The sequence below is a fragment of the Pimelobacter simplex genome (assembly GCF_900114845.1).
Classification (GTDB): domain Bacteria; phylum Actinomycetota; class Actinomycetes; order Propionibacteriales; family Nocardioidaceae; genus Nocardioides; species Nocardioides simplex.
Genome location: NZ_FOUK01000007.1, coordinates 370,302 through 385,735 on the forward strand (window position 1 = coordinate 370,302; position 15,434 = coordinate 385,735).

A 15,434-nucleotide genomic window follows, 5' to 3' on the forward strand; every position below is an offset into this window, starting at 1 on the left:
ACGGCGCCGACCACCCCCTCACCACACCGGCGGCCGCCGGTCCCTCCACGGCAACGCCGCCTCGAGCTGCGCCGCGAGCGAGAGCAGCAGCTCCTCCTCGGCCGGCCGCGCGGCGAGCATGATCCCCACGGGCAGGCCCTCCGGCGTCTGGTGCAGCGGCAGCGAGATCGCGGGCATGCCGGTCACGTTCCAGGCCGAGGTCCACGGCGTGTAGCGCTTCTGCGCCTCGAAGTCGGCCGCGGGGTCGGCGTCGTCGCGCAGGGCGCCGACGAGCGGCGGCGGGGTCGCGACGGTCGGCGTCAGCACGATGTCGTACGGCGCCAGCGCGACCAGCGCCTCGGCGGCGTGCCGGCGCAGCGCCCCGATCGCGAGCCCGAACTCCGGCCCCGAGACGGCGGCCCCGCGCTCCCCCAGCCAGCGGGTCAGCGGGCGCAGCGTGGCCTGCTGCTCGGGCGCGAGCGGCACCGTGGACAGCCCGGTCAGCACCGCCCAGCAGGTCTCGAAGTCGGCGACGGCCTCGCGCGGGAGCGGGACCGGGATGTCCTCGACGGCGTGCCCGAGCGACGCGAGCAGCCGGGTCGTCTCGTCGTAGGCGCGCCGCACCTCGGGGTCGAGGTCGGTGTCGGCGATGACGGGCTCGTCGAAGCAGCCGATCCGCAGCCGGCCGGGCTCGCGACCGGTCGCGGCGAGGAAGGCGCCGCCGCTCGGCTCGGGGGCCCAGGACGGGTCGCCGGCGCGGCGCCCGGCCATCACGTCGAGGAGTGCGGCGGCGTCGGCGACGGTCCGCGCGATGGGTCCGGCGACGGCGAGGCCGATCGGGTCGCCGTACATCGGGAAGCCGCTGATCCGGCCCCGGCTGGGCTTGAGGCCGACCAGACCGCAGCAGGCGGCGGGGATCCGGATCGAGCCGCCCCCGTCGGAGCCCTGGGCGACCGGCACCAGTCCCGCGGCGACCGCGGCCGCGGCGCCGCCGGAGGAGCCCCCGGCCATCCGGGTGGTGTCCCACGGCGTTACGGCCGGCGGGCGGCCCTCGGGCTCGGTGTAGCAGGGCGAGCCGAACTCGGGCGTGCTCGTCTTGCCGAGGCTGATCATCCCGGCGTCCTCGATCGCGAGGGTCACGCCGTCGGAGATCTCGGGCACGTAGCCCGCGAACGCCGGCGAGCCGAACGCGGTGGGCACGCCCTTGGTCAGGTTGAGGTCCTTGATCGCCGTCGGGACGCCGGCCAGCGGCGACGCGCCGTCGCCGACCGGACCCACGGCCGCGACCTCGCGCGCCCGCAGCCGGGCGGCATCGGGGTCGCGGAAGGCGAAGGCGCCGTCGACGTACTCCTGCGGGAGCCGCGCGGCACGTTCGAGGTAGTGCTCGGTCAGCTCGACGGGGCTGATCTCGCCGGAGCGGATCAGCGCACCCTGCTCGAGCGCGGACAGGTCGTGGAGTTCGGCCACCCTCCGACCGTATCGCCCGGGCGCGGAGCGCCGGAGTATCGGCCCCTAGACCCAGCCCGCCCCGACGGCGCCGCGCATCACGGCGACGAGCACGACCAGGAAGCCCACGTTGACGACAGTGAACAGCCCGAGGAACGAGCGCGCCTCCCCCGGCCGCAGCGCGGCGTACTGGCGCAGGGTGATCAGGCTCGCCAGGGACGCGATGATCGTGCCGACCCCGCCGATGTTGACGCCGACGAGCAGCTGGGCGTGCTCATCGGTGAACGGCGCGGCGAGGACGGCGGTCGGGACGTTCGAGAGCACCTGGCTGGCCAGCGTGCTGACGAGCAGCGGGTCGTGGGCGAGCAGGTCGCCGAGCGCGGTCGCGACCGCGGGCACCCGGGAGAGCCCCTCGGCGACCACGAAGAACAGCGCCAGGATGACGATGAGCAGGTAGTCGACCTTGAGCAGCGCCGCACGGTCGACGACGAGCAGCACCGCGACGACCCCGATCCCGGCCCACCACGGCAGCACCCGCAGCACGATCGCGACGGTGACGGCGAACAGCACCAGGTGCAGCAGCGCCGGGCGCCAGGCGACCTCGTGCGGGAAGACCACCGGCTCGTGCCGGGTCCGGCGGACGAACAGGCAGGTCACCACGATCAGCGCGACGGACACGGCGAACGGCAGCGCCATGATGCGCAGGAAGTCACCGATCCCGAGCGCGTAGTACTGGTAGAGGTAGAGGTTCTGGGGGCTGCCGAAGGGCGTGATCATCCCGCCGAGGTTGGCCGCGACCGTCTCCATCACGAAGACGAACGCCAGCAGGTCGTCGTTGCCGGTGGCGCGCAGGGTGACCGCGGTGAGCGGCAGCAGCGTCAGCAGCGCCATGTCGTTGGTGATGAGCATCGACGCGAGCAGGGTGAGCAGCACCAGCCCGAGCACCAGCGAGCGGCGGCTGCGCAGCAGCCCGATGATCCCCTCGGCGACGGCGCTGAAGAAGTGCACGCCCTCCAGCGCCCGGACGACCGCGAGCAGGCAGAAGACGCTCGTCAGCGTGGTCAGCACGGGCGGCGGCGCTCAGGCAGGGGTGCTCGCCTCGTCCCGCGCCTCGGCGACGGCCACCGCGGCCATCGGCCCGAGCGGCGCGGTGACGCCGGCCTTGAGCATCCGCCGGAACCGCGCTCGGTTGTACGACGCCGGCTCGGTCGTCGAGACGAACTCGTCGAGGATGCGGGCGAACTCCTCGGGGTGGTTCTTGTGCGGGAAGTGCCCGGCGTCGGCGAGCAGGTCGACCCGGACGTCGGGCGCGAGCTCGGCCGCATTGGCGGCGTGGCGCACCGGGAGCACCTGGTCGTCCTCGCCCCACACGACCGCCATCGGCATCGCCTCGGACAGGTAGGCCCGGTCGGACATGGTGACGATCTGGCCCCGCCAGTCGATCACCGCGCGCACGAGGTGCCGGATCGCGAAGCGGGTGCGCCGGTCCTTCCAGGACTCGACGATGTCGGCGACCTCGTCGAGGTCGCGGGTGTACTTGCGCAGGGGGCCGACGTCGCCGTACCGCGCGGCGGTGCGGAGCGCGAACGTCTCGGCGTGCCGGATGCCGGGCAGCGTCAGCACCCCGACGGCGCGGAACCAGCCGGGCACCTGGATCAGCCGGATGAGCGGGGTCACCTCGGGGCCGAGCCCGCCGGTGGCGACGAGCATCACCCGCTGGGTGCGCTCGGGGAACTGGTAGGCGAACTGCATCGCGATCCCGCCGCCGAAGCTGTGGCCGACCACGGTCACCTTGTCGATGCCGAGGACGGTGAGCAGGTCGCGCATGCCGTTGGCGTAGCCGCCGAGCGTGTAGTCGGCGCGGGGCTTGTCCGAGAGCCCGTGCCCCAGCAGGTCGGGGGCGATGACGGTGTAGCGCTCGGCGAGCCGGTCGATGACCGGCGACCAGGTCGTGTGGTCGCAGGCGAGGCCGTGCAGCAGCAGGAGCGCGGGACCGGAGCCCTTCTTGACGTAGGCGCGCCGCTTGCCGTGCAGCGTGACGTACTGGACGTCGTCCTCCGGCTCCGTCATGGCGCGCCCCCTCCCGCAAGCAGATGGTGGACGATTCAACCACGTCCGGCCCCGGGCCGACACCCGGGCCGCCGGGTGTTCACCGGGTCCTACGCTGGTGTCATGTCCCCGATCGGTCGCTCGACGCGCGCCAGCGCGACCCAGCAGCTGCGCGCCGCGTCCGGCTCGCTGGGCTCCGCCGCGATCGCCCGCATGGAGGCCGACCGCCCCTGGTTCCGCGACCTCTCCGCCGAGGAGCGCTCGTGGGTCGGGATGATCGTCCAGGCGGGCGTCAAGGGCTTCGTCGACTGGTTCGCCGAGGGGGGCGGCGTCGACCCCCAGGACGAGGCCGTCGTGCTCCAGGTCTTCGGTGTCGCGCCCCGCGCGATGGCCGGCGTGATCGACCTGCACCAGACCGTCGACCTGATCAAGCTCACCATCGACGAGGTCGAGCGCAGCGTCGAGCGGCTGCTCGACCCCGACCTGCTGGGCGAGGTGCACGCCGCCGTCCTCCGCTACGGACGTGAGGTCGCCTTCGCCACGGCCGAGGTCTACGCCCGCGCCGCCGAGGTCCGCGGCCGCTGGGACGCCCGGCTCGAGGCGCTCGCCGTCGACGCCGTGCTGCGCGCCGAGACCGACGAGTCGGTGCTCTCCCGGGCCAGCGCCGTCGGCTGGTCCTCGCGCGGCGAGGTCGCCGTCGTCGTCGGGCCCGCCCCCGCCGAGGCGAACGGCGCCGGCACCGGCGTCTTCGACGAGGTGCGACGGACCGCGCTCGAGCACGGTCTCGACGCTCTCAGCGCCGTCCAGGGACACCTGCTCGTCGTCATCCTCGGCGGCGTCACCGTCCCCGAGAAGGACGCCGCGGCCGTCGTCCACCTCTTCGGCGCCGGCGCGGTCGTCGTCGGGCCCGCGGCCGCCGACCTGGCCCACGCCCACCGCTCGGCCGGCATCGCCCTCGGCGCGCTGCGGGCCGCCGTCGGCTGGCCCGACGCCCCCCGCCCGGTCTCGGCCCACGACCTGCTCCCCGAGCGGATCCTCGCCGGCGACGACGTGGCCCGCCAGGACGCCGTCGAGCAGATCTTCGGCCCCCTCAGCGAGGCCCGCGGCGAGCTCGTCGCCACCCTCGTCGCCTACTTCGCCAACGGCGGCGGCATCGAGGCCACCGCCCGCGCCCTCTTCGTCCACGCCAACACCGTGCGCTACCGCCTCGGCCAGATCGCCGACCTCACCGGCCTCACCCCTGCCGTCCCCCGCGACGCCCTCACCCTGCAGCTCGCGCTCATCCTCGGCCGCCAAGCCGCGTCCTGACCCCTCCCGCCCGCCGAAGGGGCACGTTCCGGCGGCCGAAGGAGCACGTTCCGGCGCTCGAAGAAGCACTCGACGGCAGCCGCGCGCCTGTTCGTGCGCACTCGGGCGCCGGAACGTGCTCCTTCGCGGGGCTTGTAGGACTCCCACAAACCGGGGGCGGCATCTTCGTGGGCGGCGCAGGCGCTTTCGTCCTACGCCGCGAGGCAGGCTGGTTCCGTGCTCGTGATCGTCGCCCCCGGCCAAGGGGCTCAGACCCCCGGTTTCCTCTCGCCGTGGCTGGAGGACCCGACCTTCGCCGCCCGCATCGAGTGGCTCTCGGCCGTCGCCGGCCTCGACCTGGCGCACTACGGGACGGAGGCCGACGAGGCCACGATCCGCGACACCAAGATCGCGCAGCCGCTGCTGGTCGCCTCCGGGTTGGTCGCCGCGCTGCAGCTCTACCCCCACCCGGCCGACGCCTACCGCGGCCTCGGCGCGGTCGCCGGCCACAGCGTCGGTGAGATCACCGCCGCCGTCGGCGCCCGGGTGATCACCGCCGAGCAGGCGATGGTCCTGGTCCGCGAGCGCGGCAACGCGATGGCCGCCGCGGCCGCGGTCACCCCGACCGGCATGACCGCCGTCCTGGGCGGCGACCGCGACGAGGTCCTCGCCGCCATCGAGGCGCACGGCCTCACCGCCGCCAACGACAACGGCCCCGGCCAGATCGTGGCCGCCGGGACGATGGAGCAGCTCGCCGCGTTCGCCGAGAACGCGCCCAAGGGCGCCCGCCCGCGGCCGCTCTCGGTCGCCGGCGCGTTCCACTCCCAGCACATGGCCCCCGCGGTCGACCACGTCGCCCACCTGGCCCGGTCGGTCTCGACGCACGACCCGCGGACCCGCTTCATCTCCAACCGCGACGGCAACGTCGTCCACGACGGCCAGGACGTGCTCCGCCGCATCGTCGGCCAGATCGCCCGCCCGGTCCGCTGGGACCTCTGCCTCGAGACGATGGCCGACATCGGCGTCACCGGCATCCTCGAGATGCCGCCGGCCGGCACCCTGACCGGCATCGCGAAGCGCTACTTCAAGGGCCGCGACCTGAGCGTCGAGACGTTCGCGCTCACCGGTCCCGAGCAGCTCGACGAGGCCCGCGCGTTCTGCGGCCGCCACGTCGAGACCTCCCTCATCGACAGCTCGCCGACCTGGCGCATGGTCGTCTCCCCCGCCAAGGGCCTCTTCCACCGGGCCGAGGCCGCCGCCGACGCCGACCGCCTCGACGCCGGGACGCCGATCGGCGAGGTCGCCAGCCTGCGCGACCGGATCACGGTGACCGCGGCCCACGGCGGCCAGGTCGTCGAGTGGCTCGTCGAGGACGGCGACCCGGTCGCCCCCGGCCAACCCCTCCTGCGCCTGCACCCCGAGGTCGTCCCCGCATGACCGCGCTCCGCACCGAGACCGGCGCCGCGCACGCCGCGATCCTCGGCGTCGGCGCCTACCGCCCGCGCCGCGTCGTCCCCAACGCCGAGGTCGTCGACGCGATCGACTCCAGCGACGAGTGGATCCAGCAGCGCTCCGGCATCAAGACCCGCCGCTTCGCCGAGGACGACGAGACCGTCGTGTCGATGAGCGTCGATGCCTCCCGCGACGCCCTCGCCGCCGCGGGCATCGACGCCCGCCAGATCGACTGCGTCATCGTCGCCACCGTCAGCCACCTGCTGCAGACCCCGTCGGCCGCGACCGCGATCGCCTACGAGCTCGGCACCGACCAGGCGGCCGCCTTCGACATCTCCGCGGCCTGCGCGGGCTTCTGCCACGGCGTCGCCCTGGCCAACGACATGATCCGCGCCGGGAGCGCCGGCTACGCGCTGGTGATCGGCGTCGAGCGGCTCTCCGACATCACCGACCCCACCGACCGCGGGACGGCGTTCATCTTCGCCGACGGCGCCGGCGCGGTCGTGGTGGGCCCGTCCGAGACGCCGGGCATCGGCCCGGTCGTCTGGGGCTCCGACGGCGAGCACTACGACCACATCCGCACCCCCGACTGGCGCGACATCCTCGCCTCCGGCGAGAAGAAGATGCCGTGCCTGTCGATGAAGGGCAACGAGGTCTTCCGCTGGGCCTCCTACGGCATGGCCAAGGTCGCCCAGCAGGCCCTCGACCGCGCGGGCATCACCGCCGACGAGCTCGACTGCTTCGTCCCGCACCAGGCCAACAACCGGATCACCGACGCGATGGCCCGCTCGCTCAAGCTGCCCGACACGGTCAAGATCGCCCGCGACATCATCGACGCCGGCAACACCTCCGCCGCGTCGGTCCCGATGGCGCTGCAGCGCATGATCGACGACGGCGACGCGAAGTCGGGCGACACCGCCCTCCTCATCGCCTTCGGCGCCGGGCTCGCGTACGCCGCCCAGGTCGTCGTCGTCCCCTGACGACGACCCCACGATTCAGCACCACCCAGCACCACCCATCAACCAGGGAGAACACGAAGAATGAGCACCGAAGAGATCCGCGCCGCCCTTGCCGAGATCGTCAACGAGGTCGCCGGCATCCCCGCCGAGAACGTCCAGCTGGACAAGTCCTTCAGCGACGACCTCGACGTCGACTCGCTGTCCATGGTCGAGGTCGTGGTCGAGGCCGAGGAGAAGTTCGGCGTCACCATCCCCGACGACGAGGTCAAGAACCTCAAGACCGTCGGCGACGCCGTCTCGTACATCGAGCGCAACCGCGCCGCCTGATCCACCCCTGACTCACTAGGAGACCGACAGCCATGTCCCGCACTCGTGTCGTCGTGACCGGCCTGGGCACCACCAGCCCGCTCGGCGGCGATGTCGCCAGCACCTGGGAGGGCCTGCTCGCCGGTCGCTCGGGGGTCCGTCCCCTCGGCGACATGGCGGAGGGTCTCCCCGTGACCATCGGCGCCCCGGCCGCCGTCGACCCCACCGAGGTCCTCGACCGCGTCGTCGCCCGTCGGCTCGACCGCTCCTCGCAGCTCGCCCTCGTGGCGGCGCTCGAGGCGTGGGCCGACTCCGGGCTCGACACCGTCAAGGACGCAGGTGAGCTCGACGGCGACCGGTTCGGCGTCGCCTTCGCCTCGGGCATCGGCGGCGTGCACACGCTGCTGTCCAACCACGAGGTGCTGCTCGAGAAGGGTCCGCGCCGGGTCTCCCCGATCTCGGTCCCGATGCTGATGGCCAACGCCCCGGCCGCCACGATCAGCCTCAAGCTCGGCGCCCGCGGACCGGTCAACACGCCGGTCTCCGCCTGCGCGTCCGGCAACGAGGCGGTCTCGCTGGCCGCCGACCAGATCCGGCTCGGCCGGGTCGACGTCGCCATCGCCGGCGGCACCGAGGCCGCCATCCACCCGCTGCCGATCGCGGCCTTCGCCAACATGATGGCGCTGTCCAAGAACGACGGCGACCCGACCACGGTCTCGCGCCCGTTCGACACCGGCCGCGACGGCTTCGTCCTCGGCGAGGGCGCCGGCGCGCTCGTCCTCGAGTCGCTGGAGCACGCCCAGGCCCGCGGCGCCCGGATCTACGCCGAGGTGCTCGGCACCGGCATCACCGCCGACGCCCACGACATCGCCCAGCCCGACCCGGCCGGTCGCGGCGGCGCGCGCGCCATCCGCCTGGCCGTCCAGGACGCCGGCGTGGCGCCCAGCGACATCGCCCACGTCAACGCCCACGCGACCTCGACGCCGCAGGGCGACGTCGCCGAGTCGCTCATGCTCCACGCCGTCCTCGGCTCCGCGGCCAACGACCTCGTCGTCTCGGCCACCAAGTCGATGACCGGCCACCTGCTCGGTGGCGCGGGTGCGCTCGAGGCCGTCGCGACGGTCCTCGCGATCAAGAACCGCACCGCTCCCCCGACGATCAACCTCGACGAGCAGGACCCCCGGGTCGAGCTCGACGTCGCGACGAAGCCGCGGGACCTCCCGCTCGGCGACATCGCCGCGATCAACAACTCGTTCGGCTTCGGCGGCGCCAACGTCGCCGTCGTCTTCGGGTCGGTGAGCTGACGTGACGTCGGCTCCGACCGCCCCCAGCGCCGCCAAGCCCGCTCGTGAGGACGACCCCCGTCATCCTCTGAAGCGGCTGGCCGCGCTCCTCGATCCAGGGTCGCTGGAACTCCTCCCGTCCGGCGACCCTGACTGCGGAATGATGGCCGCGACCGGCACGGTCGACGGCGCTCGCGTGGTGGCGTTCTGCTCGGACGCCACCGTCATGGGTGGCGCGATGGGCAATGACGGCTGCACCGTGGTCGTCGATGCCTATCACCGCGCGCTGACGGACCGCATCCCGATCATCGGGCTGTGGCACTCCGGCGGTGCGCGTCTCGCCGAGGGCGTGCTCTCCCTGCACGCCGTCGGCCGGATCTTCGAGGTGATGACCCGGGCCTCCGGCGTCATCCCCCAGATCTCGGTGGTGCTCGGCCCGGCCGCGGGTGGCGCGGCGTACGGCCCGGCCCTGACCGACGTGGTGATCCTCGGCCCCGAGGGCCGGATCTTCGTCACCGGTCCCGAGGTCGTCCGCTCGGTGACGGGCGAGGCCGTCGACATGCTGCGCCTGGGCGGTCCCGAGCCGCACGGACGCCGCTCCGGCGTCGTCCACGTCGTCACCACCTCCGAGGAGGAGGCGCTGGGCAAGGCCCGCTCGGTGGCCGCGCTCGTGGGCGCGCAGGGCCGGCTCGACGCCGCCGCGGTGCCCGACACCGACCTCGGCGCGCTGCTGCCCGAGTCGCGCAAGCGTGCGTACGACGTCCACCCGCTCGTCGCCGGCATCCTCGACGACGAGACGACCGTCGAGCTCCACGCCGGCTGGGCCCCCAACATGGTCACCGCGCTGGGTCGCCTGGGCGGCCGCACCGTGGGCGTCGTGGCGAACAACCCGCTGCGCCTCGGCGGCTGCCTCGACTCCCCCTCCGCCGAGAAGGCCGCCCGCTTCGTGCGGATGTGCGACGCCTTCGGCATTCCCCTGCTCGTCGTCGTCGACGTGCCGGGCTACCTGCCCGGCGTCGGCCAGGAGTGGGACGGCGTCGTGCGCCGCGGCGCCAAGCTGCTCCACGCGTTCGCCGAGTGCGAGGTCCCCCGGGTCACCCTCGTCACCCGCAAGTCCTACGGCGGCGCCTACATCGCGATGAACTCCCGCTCGCTGGGCGCCACCAAGGTGTTCGCCTGGCCGGGCGCCGAGATCGCCGTGATGGGCCCGCTGGCCGCCATCCGGATCCTGCACCGGCGGCGCCTCGCCGAGGTCGCCCCCGAGCTGCGCGACCAGGTCGAGGCCGAGCTGGCCGACGAGCACGAGCGGATCGCCGGCGGCGTCGAGCGCGCCGTCGAGATCGGCGTCGTCGACGAGATCGTCGACCCCGCCACCACGCGCTCCGCACTCGCGGCCGCCTTCCTCGAGGCGGTCCACGCGCAGGGCGTGCGCCGCGGCAGCCACGGCAACATCCCGCTGTAGCCGCCTCCCGAGCTACAGCCGGCCGACCCCCGACGCCACGTCGGGATCGATCCGGAAGCTGGGCTGCAGGGCCTGCTGCTCCCCCGTGCGGAGCAGCCCCGCCCTGCGGCCCAGCCGCATCGCCGCCACCTTGCCCGCGGCGAGCGCGCCGTCCTCACGCGTCGAGCGCGGGTCGCGGCGCAGGGTGTCGCGCAGGAAGTGGTTCGCGGTCCAGACCCGCTCGCGCCGGACCGACGCCGGCGTCCAGTGCTCCGTCGACAGCGAGACGTTGAGCCCCTCGACGTTCTCGACCCGGTGCGGGCTGTTCTGCGGCCACCAGGCCACCTGACCCGGCTCGAGGTCGAGCACCTGCGCGTGCGCGTCGTAGGAGCTGTCGTAGGGCAGTCCCTCCGTTGTCGCACCGGCCACGACCTTCTCCAGGTCCGGTGCCGCAGCGAAGCGCTCGGAGCGGGGGTACACGTACGCCCGCTTGCGCCCGCGCAGGTGCCAGAGCATGTTGGGCTGGTTGTCCGCGTGGTAGTAGACCATCGCGGTGGGCGAGGAGATCAGCAGCGTCGCCTTGATCTCCAGCGGCACGAAGCCGGGCACCAGCGAGCCGATCTCGCCGTAGACCTCCTCGACCAGGCGGGCCAGCGCGTCGTCGTACCGGTTCACGCCGACCAGGTTGAGCCACAGCCGGCCCCGCCCCACGACCTCGAGCAGCTCCTTGCCCGGCAGGTCGCTCGGCGTCCCGCGCTGCCACTCCCCCGTGGCCGACGGGTCCGCGCCCATCGTGTACGGGTGGACGGCGGTGCGGGGCAGGCGGTCGAGGAGGTCGGCGAGCGCGTCGTCGGTGAACATCGGCTGCTCGTGGAGCAGGTGGGCCGCCCGGTGCGGGGCGGTGCCGAAGGCGTCGATGTCACGGTACGTCCACGGGAGCAAGGTCGTAGCGGTCACCGGGCGACGCTAGCGGCGCCGTCGCCGACCCGCCGAGGAGTGCGCCCGGTCGTGACCAGATCGGAGAACACCGGTGCCCCGGCTCGAAGGATCGAGCCGGGGCACCGGGACGTCATCACGGGGCGGGTCGTCAGACCACCTGGTGCAGCCACCGCACGGGGGCGCCCTCGCCGGCGTGCCGGAAGGTCTCCAGCTCGTCGTCCCAGGGCTTGCCGAGCAGCTTGTCGATCTCGTTCTCCAAGGTGACCTCGCCGAGCGCGGAGCGCACGACGGCCGCCTTGAGCCGGTCCTCGGGGATCATGATGTCCCCGTGCAGGCCGGTCACCGCGTGGAAGACGCCGAGGTCGGGCGTGTACGAGAAGCGTGCGCCCTCGGTCGCCGACGTCGGCTCCTCGGTGATCTCGAACCGGAGGTGGTTCCACCCGCGCAGCGCGGAGGCCATCTCGGCCGCCGCACCGGGCTTGCCGGTCCAGGAGAACTCGCAGCGGTAGCTGCCGGACTGGGCCGACTGCGGCGTCCAGTCCGGGTTGACGGGCACACCGAGGACACCGCCCACGGCCCACTCGATGTGCGGGCACAGTGCGGACGGTGCGGAGTGGACGTAGAACACGCCCCTGGTTGCACTCATGCTTCCGGTCACCACGAACCCTCGCTTCTCCCTACCTACCTCCGGCGCGAGATACGCCTTCCCCAGCGGTCTCAACGGAGGTGTCGGGAGTGGGCGAACGAGTGCGGGCACCGTTGCTGCGTGACACCTGTGATGTTGTGTCACCCATTGTGGCCCATGGGGAGCCTCGTTTCCAGCGCTTCCCGGCGTGTCCTCGACTACGCCCCCAGCTGGAGGAGCTCCTCCATCACCTGCTGAGCGATCCCGAGGCCGCCCAGGTGGCTCTCGCCGTCGATGGTGGTCATGGTCGCGTCCGGGAGCCGGTCGACGCAGTGCTGGCCGTGCCGGAAGGGGACGATGTGGTCGTCGTCCCCGTGCCACCAGCGCACCGGGACGGTGACGTCGGACAGCGCGAAGCCCCACTCCCGGGTGAACAGCAGCAGGTCCGCCAGCGGCGCCGAGGTCTGGAACCGGCTGCCGTTGAGCAGGTCGTCGAGGAACATCGCCTTGAACTCGGGACGCCCCAGCAGGTTCTTGTCCCCCGGGGGCTGCACGGCGGCGTACAGGTCGAGCGCGGGGCCGGCCAGCGGCTTCACCGTGCGGATGGCGCCGGTCAGCGCCATCCCGAGGGGGACGCGCGCCGCAGCCAGCACCGGTGCGGCGTGCACCGCCAGCCGGATGATGCCGCCCTCGGCGGCGTCCGGACCCCGGGTGGGCGCCACGCCCCCGAGGACGCCGACGCCGTGCACCCGCTCCGGCATCGCCGCCCCGGCCGCGAGCGCGTACGGGCCACCGCCGGACAGCCCGATCACCCGCAGCGTGTCGATCGCCAACGCGTCGAGCAGCAGCGCGAGGTCCGCGGTCCAGTCGTGCACGTCCGGGTAGAGGTACGGCGTCGAGGAGCCGATCCCCGGGCGGTCGATGCCGATGATCCGCACGCCCGCCTCCGCGGCGTACGCGCGGGCGTCGACGGGGATCTGCCGGCGTGCTCCCGGCGTCCCGTGCATCCAGACGATCGCGGGGCCGCGCGGGGAGCCGTACTCCGCGAAGCTGATCCGGCGCCCGTCCCGCACCGCCACGCTGCCCTCCAGCGTGGGCCGCTTGGGCTGCTCGGCGATCCGGACCCCGGAGAACGTCATGCGCAGGAGTGTGACAGGTTCTCCCCCGCTCCGGAGGACGGTCCACGACGGTCGGTCCGGCCCGGATGCCCTAGGGTGCGGGCATGACCATGGGGGCATCAGAGCGACGCGCGCCCGCTCCCGGGCGACGCAAGGCCGAACGGCCCCGCCGCCGCGCCGGGAACCGGAGCGGCGACCTCGACTCGTCACGGATCCCGCGACCGTCGTTCCGCTCCCGGGCGTGGCGCTACGCCGTGCTGGTCCTCGCCGGACTGCTCGGCGTCGGCTGGCTCGTCTGGTACGCCCTCACCCCCGAGGAGCTCCCCCTCAGCGACAAGTCCATCAGCGCGAGCGGTGTCGTCGGGACGCCGCTGTACGTCGGCATGTTCGCCCCGCCGTCCGACTTCGGGCGCACGCTGCGGATCGCCGGCGTCCGGGTGCACACCACCGCCGACGTGAGGGTCACCGTCACTCCCCTGCTCTGCCGCCGGGGCACGGTGGGCGTGACCACCGCCCCGGAGCAGTTCTGCGCCGAGCTCGTGAACCCCGAGGGCGAGCGCCTGGTCGGCGGAGACTCGATCGTCCTCAAGGTGGACGCGCCCGAGGCCGCGCTCGCGGTCATCGACCGGGTGCACGTCGCGTACCGCGAGGACATCCGGTGGGACACGCAGCCGGCCGGCAACCGCCAGGCGATCGTGATGATCGCGGGGCGGCCGCCGGCCTGAGCACTACTCGGCGGCGTTGCGGTCGACGCGCTTCTCGAGGGACTCCGCACGCTCGGCGGCGTCGGTGTTCTCGTCGGCGTCGATGGCGTTGACCTTGTGGAACCAGGTCAGCGCGTCGTTGAGGCGACCCGCAGCCTCGAGCGTGTCGGCGTACGCATAGCGCAGCCGCACCACCCAGGGCTCCCGGCTCTTGCTGTTGAGCGGGGAGACCTCGAGCGTGCGCAGGGCCGCGTCGAGCTGACCCAGGTCACGACGGGCACCCGCCTCGACGATCACCATCTCGGCCCGCGCCGGCGACGCGAACTTGGCCACCGACGGGCTCTTGGCGAGCTCGAGCGCGCGCTTGGGATTGCCCAGCGCCCGGTGGCAGTCCGCCATGATCGGCAGGTACGCCGTCGCGCCGTTCATCCGCTTCGCCGCGCGCAGCTCCGAGAGCGCCTCGGCGTAGTGACCGGCCGCGTAGGCCGCCTCGCCGACCGCCTCACGCACCACGGCGATCCGCGACGCCCGGGCCTTGGCCGCCAGCGCGTGCTGGTACGCCGTCTCGGGCTCGTCGTCGACGAGCTGACCCGCGGCGGCGAGGTGGCGCGCCACCCGCGCGGCGAGCTTCTCCGGCAGCCCCTTCAGGTGGGCGCGCACGGACGGGCTCAGCTCGGCGCCGGTGATGTCCTCGGGCAGCGGCGGACCGTCGTACACGGCCTGCTCGGCCGTGCGGTCCCGCTGCTCGCGATTCTTGTCCCGGTCGCGATCCGACGCCGCGCGCGGAGCCCGGCTCCGGTCGCCACCGGCCGCGGGCTTGCCGCGGCGGTCAGGACGGTCGGACCGCTCGTTGCGGTCGTCCCGGTCACGGCTGTAGGGACGGCGCCCCTCGCCGCTGCCACCGGGCTTGCCCCCGCCGGGCTTACCGCCACCGGTACGCCGTGGGCCGCCGCTGCCGGCACCACTGCCGGTGGGCTTGCCGCCGGACCCGTACGGCTTGCCGCCACCGGTCGAGCTGCTGCTGTTGCTTCGGCCTGCACCGCCCTGTCGAGCACTGCCGCCCTGTCGTGCGCTACCGCCCTTGCGGGGGGCCGCACCGCTGTCGCGTCGGCCTCGCTGGTCTGCCACGTCGGTCTCCTGGACGTCGAATCGCTATTGAGGAAAGAGGGTGCAAAACAGAGTAGAGGCCACCCGAGGGTGGCCTCTACCTGAATGTATGTCCGGCGGCGTCCTACTCTCCCACAGCCTCTCGGTTGCAGTACCATCGGCGCTGGCAGGCTTAACTTCCGGGTTCGGGATGGGACCGGGTGTTTCCCTGCCGCTATGGCCGCCGTAACTCTATGAACCCCTGTACGCGCCTCGGGTCACCGTCACGGGAGTGTTCTCGTGGGGTGGCCCGACGCTGGTCGGGGTTGGTCTTCATCGTGGACGCGCAGCACATCCAGAACCACTCGGATTCTGTGTGTTGTTCCGTGACACCACCACCCACCCTTGTCGGGGGGTGTGTTGTTGGGTGTGTTGGGGGTTTGTTGTGGCAAGTCTTCGGCCTATTAGTACCGGTCGGCTGGGCATTGCTGCTGTACACCTCCGGCCTATCAACCCAATCATCTTTTGGGGGCCTTAACCCACAAGGGGTGGGAAACCTCATCTTGAAACGTGCTTCCCGCTTAGATGCGTTCAGCGGTTATCACTTCCGAACGTAGCCAACCAGCCATGCACCTGGCGGTACAACTGGCACACCAGAGGTTCGTCCATCCCGGTCCTCTCGTACTAGGGACAGCCTTTCTCAAGTTTCCTACGCGCGCGGCGGATAGGGACCGAACTGTCTCACGACGTTCTAAACCCA

General features: G+C 73.0%; 14 protein-coding genes and 2 rRNA genes. 7 read left to right on the forward strand and 9 right to left on the reverse strand.

What is annotated here, in order from left to right; all coding sequences use genetic code 11:
* Nucleotides 1-18: 18 nt before the first annotated feature.
* From BM223_RS26075 to BM223_RS26085, 3 genes are read right to left on the reverse strand one after another with little or no spacing between them, the layout of a single operon-like run.
* Nucleotides 19-1,446 carry an amidase gene (locus tag BM223_RS26075; RefSeq protein ID WP_038680396.1) on the reverse strand — a complete coding sequence of 476 codons (1,428 nt, stop codon included), beginning with the start codon at nucleotides 1,444-1,446 and terminating at the stop codon, nucleotides 19-21.
* Nucleotides 1,447-1,491: 45 nt separating this feature from the next.
* A complete protein-coding gene (locus BM223_RS26080) occupies nucleotides 1,492-2,493 on the reverse strand; it encodes an SLC13 family permease (protein WP_052138849.1) in 1,002 nt (333 codons plus the stop codon).
* 12 nt (nucleotides 2,494-2,505) lie between these two features.
* Nucleotides 2,506-3,495, reverse strand: coding sequence for an alpha/beta fold hydrolase (locus tag BM223_RS26085; protein WP_052138850.1), 990 nt, complete (start codon nucleotides 3,493-3,495; stop codon nucleotides 2,506-2,508).
* A 102-nt stretch (nucleotides 3,496-3,597) separates the two neighbouring features.
* Between BM223_RS26085 and BM223_RS26090 the strand changes: the two genes are divergently transcribed.
* From BM223_RS26090 to BM223_RS26115, 6 genes are all read left to right on the forward strand, one after another.
* Nucleotides 3,598-4,782 (forward strand): PucR family transcriptional regulator, encoded by a 1,185-nt coding sequence (locus BM223_RS26090; RefSeq protein ID WP_038680401.1) that lies wholly within the window; start codon nucleotides 3,598-3,600, stop codon nucleotides 4,780-4,782.
* A 216-nt stretch (nucleotides 4,783-4,998) separates the two neighbouring features.
* On the forward strand, nucleotides 4,999-6,198 hold the full coding sequence (locus tag BM223_RS26095) for an acyltransferase domain-containing protein (protein WP_038680404.1): 1,200 nt from the start codon (nucleotides 4,999-5,001) through the stop codon (nucleotides 6,196-6,198).
* The gene (locus BM223_RS26100) at nucleotides 6,195-7,193 is read left to right on the forward strand and encodes a beta-ketoacyl-ACP synthase III (protein WP_038680406.1); all 999 of its coding nucleotides are present in this window, start codon (nucleotides 6,195-6,197) and stop codon (nucleotides 7,191-7,193) included. The genes BM223_RS26095 and BM223_RS26100 overlap by 4 nt, the downstream gene beginning before the upstream one ends.
* A 60-nt stretch (nucleotides 7,194-7,253) precedes the next feature.
* Entirely contained in the window at nucleotides 7,254-7,499 is a 246-nt protein-coding gene (locus BM223_RS26105) for an acyl carrier protein (RefSeq protein WP_038680408.1), read from the forward strand.
* A gap of 32 nt (nucleotides 7,500-7,531) precedes the next feature.
* Nucleotides 7,532-8,782: a beta-ketoacyl-[acyl-carrier-protein] synthase family protein gene (locus tag BM223_RS26110; protein WP_038680410.1), complete on the forward strand. Its 1,251-nt coding sequence runs from the start codon at nucleotides 7,532-7,534 to the stop codon at nucleotides 8,780-8,782.
* 139 nt (nucleotides 8,783-8,921) lie between these two features.
* On the forward strand, nucleotides 8,922-10,223 hold the full coding sequence (locus BM223_RS26115; protein WP_240532645.1) for an acyl-CoA carboxylase subunit beta: 1,302 nt from the start codon (nucleotides 8,922-8,924) through the stop codon (nucleotides 10,221-10,223).
* 12 nt (nucleotides 10,224-10,235) lie between these two features.
* Here BM223_RS26115 and BM223_RS26120 read toward each other — a convergent pair whose 3' ends face one another.
* From BM223_RS26120 to BM223_RS26130, 3 genes are all read right to left on the reverse strand, one after another.
* Nucleotides 10,236-11,159, reverse strand: a complete 924-nt coding sequence (locus tag BM223_RS26120; protein ID WP_141267523.1) for a hypothetical protein — start codon at nucleotides 11,157-11,159, stop codon at nucleotides 10,236-10,238.
* A 130-nt stretch (nucleotides 11,160-11,289) separates the two neighbouring features.
* A complete protein-coding gene (locus BM223_RS26125; RefSeq protein ID WP_038680412.1) occupies nucleotides 11,290-11,787 on the reverse strand; it encodes a DUF3145 domain-containing protein in 498 nt (165 codons plus the stop codon).
* Nucleotides 11,788-11,984: 197 nt separating this feature from the next.
* A complete protein-coding gene (locus BM223_RS26130; RefSeq protein ID WP_052138852.1) occupies nucleotides 11,985-12,905 on the reverse strand; it encodes an alpha/beta fold hydrolase in 921 nt (306 codons plus the stop codon).
* A gap of 83 nt (nucleotides 12,906-12,988) precedes the next feature.
* Between BM223_RS26130 and BM223_RS26135 the strand changes: the two genes are divergently transcribed.
* Complete coding sequence (locus tag BM223_RS26135) at nucleotides 12,989-13,609, forward strand: hypothetical protein (RefSeq protein WP_141267525.1); 621 nt, start codon at nucleotides 12,989-12,991, stop codon at nucleotides 13,607-13,609.
* A 3-nt stretch (nucleotides 13,610-13,612) separates the two neighbouring features.
* Here the strand turns inward: BM223_RS26135 and BM223_RS26140 are convergent, their stop codons facing one another.
* The 3 genes from BM223_RS26140 to BM223_RS26150 all read right to left on the reverse strand — a co-directional run.
* On the reverse strand, nucleotides 13,613-14,716 hold the full coding sequence (locus BM223_RS26140; protein WP_038680416.1) for a hypothetical protein: 1,104 nt from the start codon (nucleotides 14,714-14,716) through the stop codon (nucleotides 13,613-13,615).
* Nucleotides 14,717-14,806: 90 nt separating this feature from the next.
* A 5S ribosomal RNA gene (rrf, locus tag BM223_RS26145) occupies nucleotides 14,807-14,923 on the reverse strand.
* Nucleotides 14,924-15,118: 195 nt separating this feature from the next.
* Nucleotides 15,119-15,434, reverse strand: a 23S ribosomal RNA gene (locus BM223_RS26150); the annotation flags it as partial.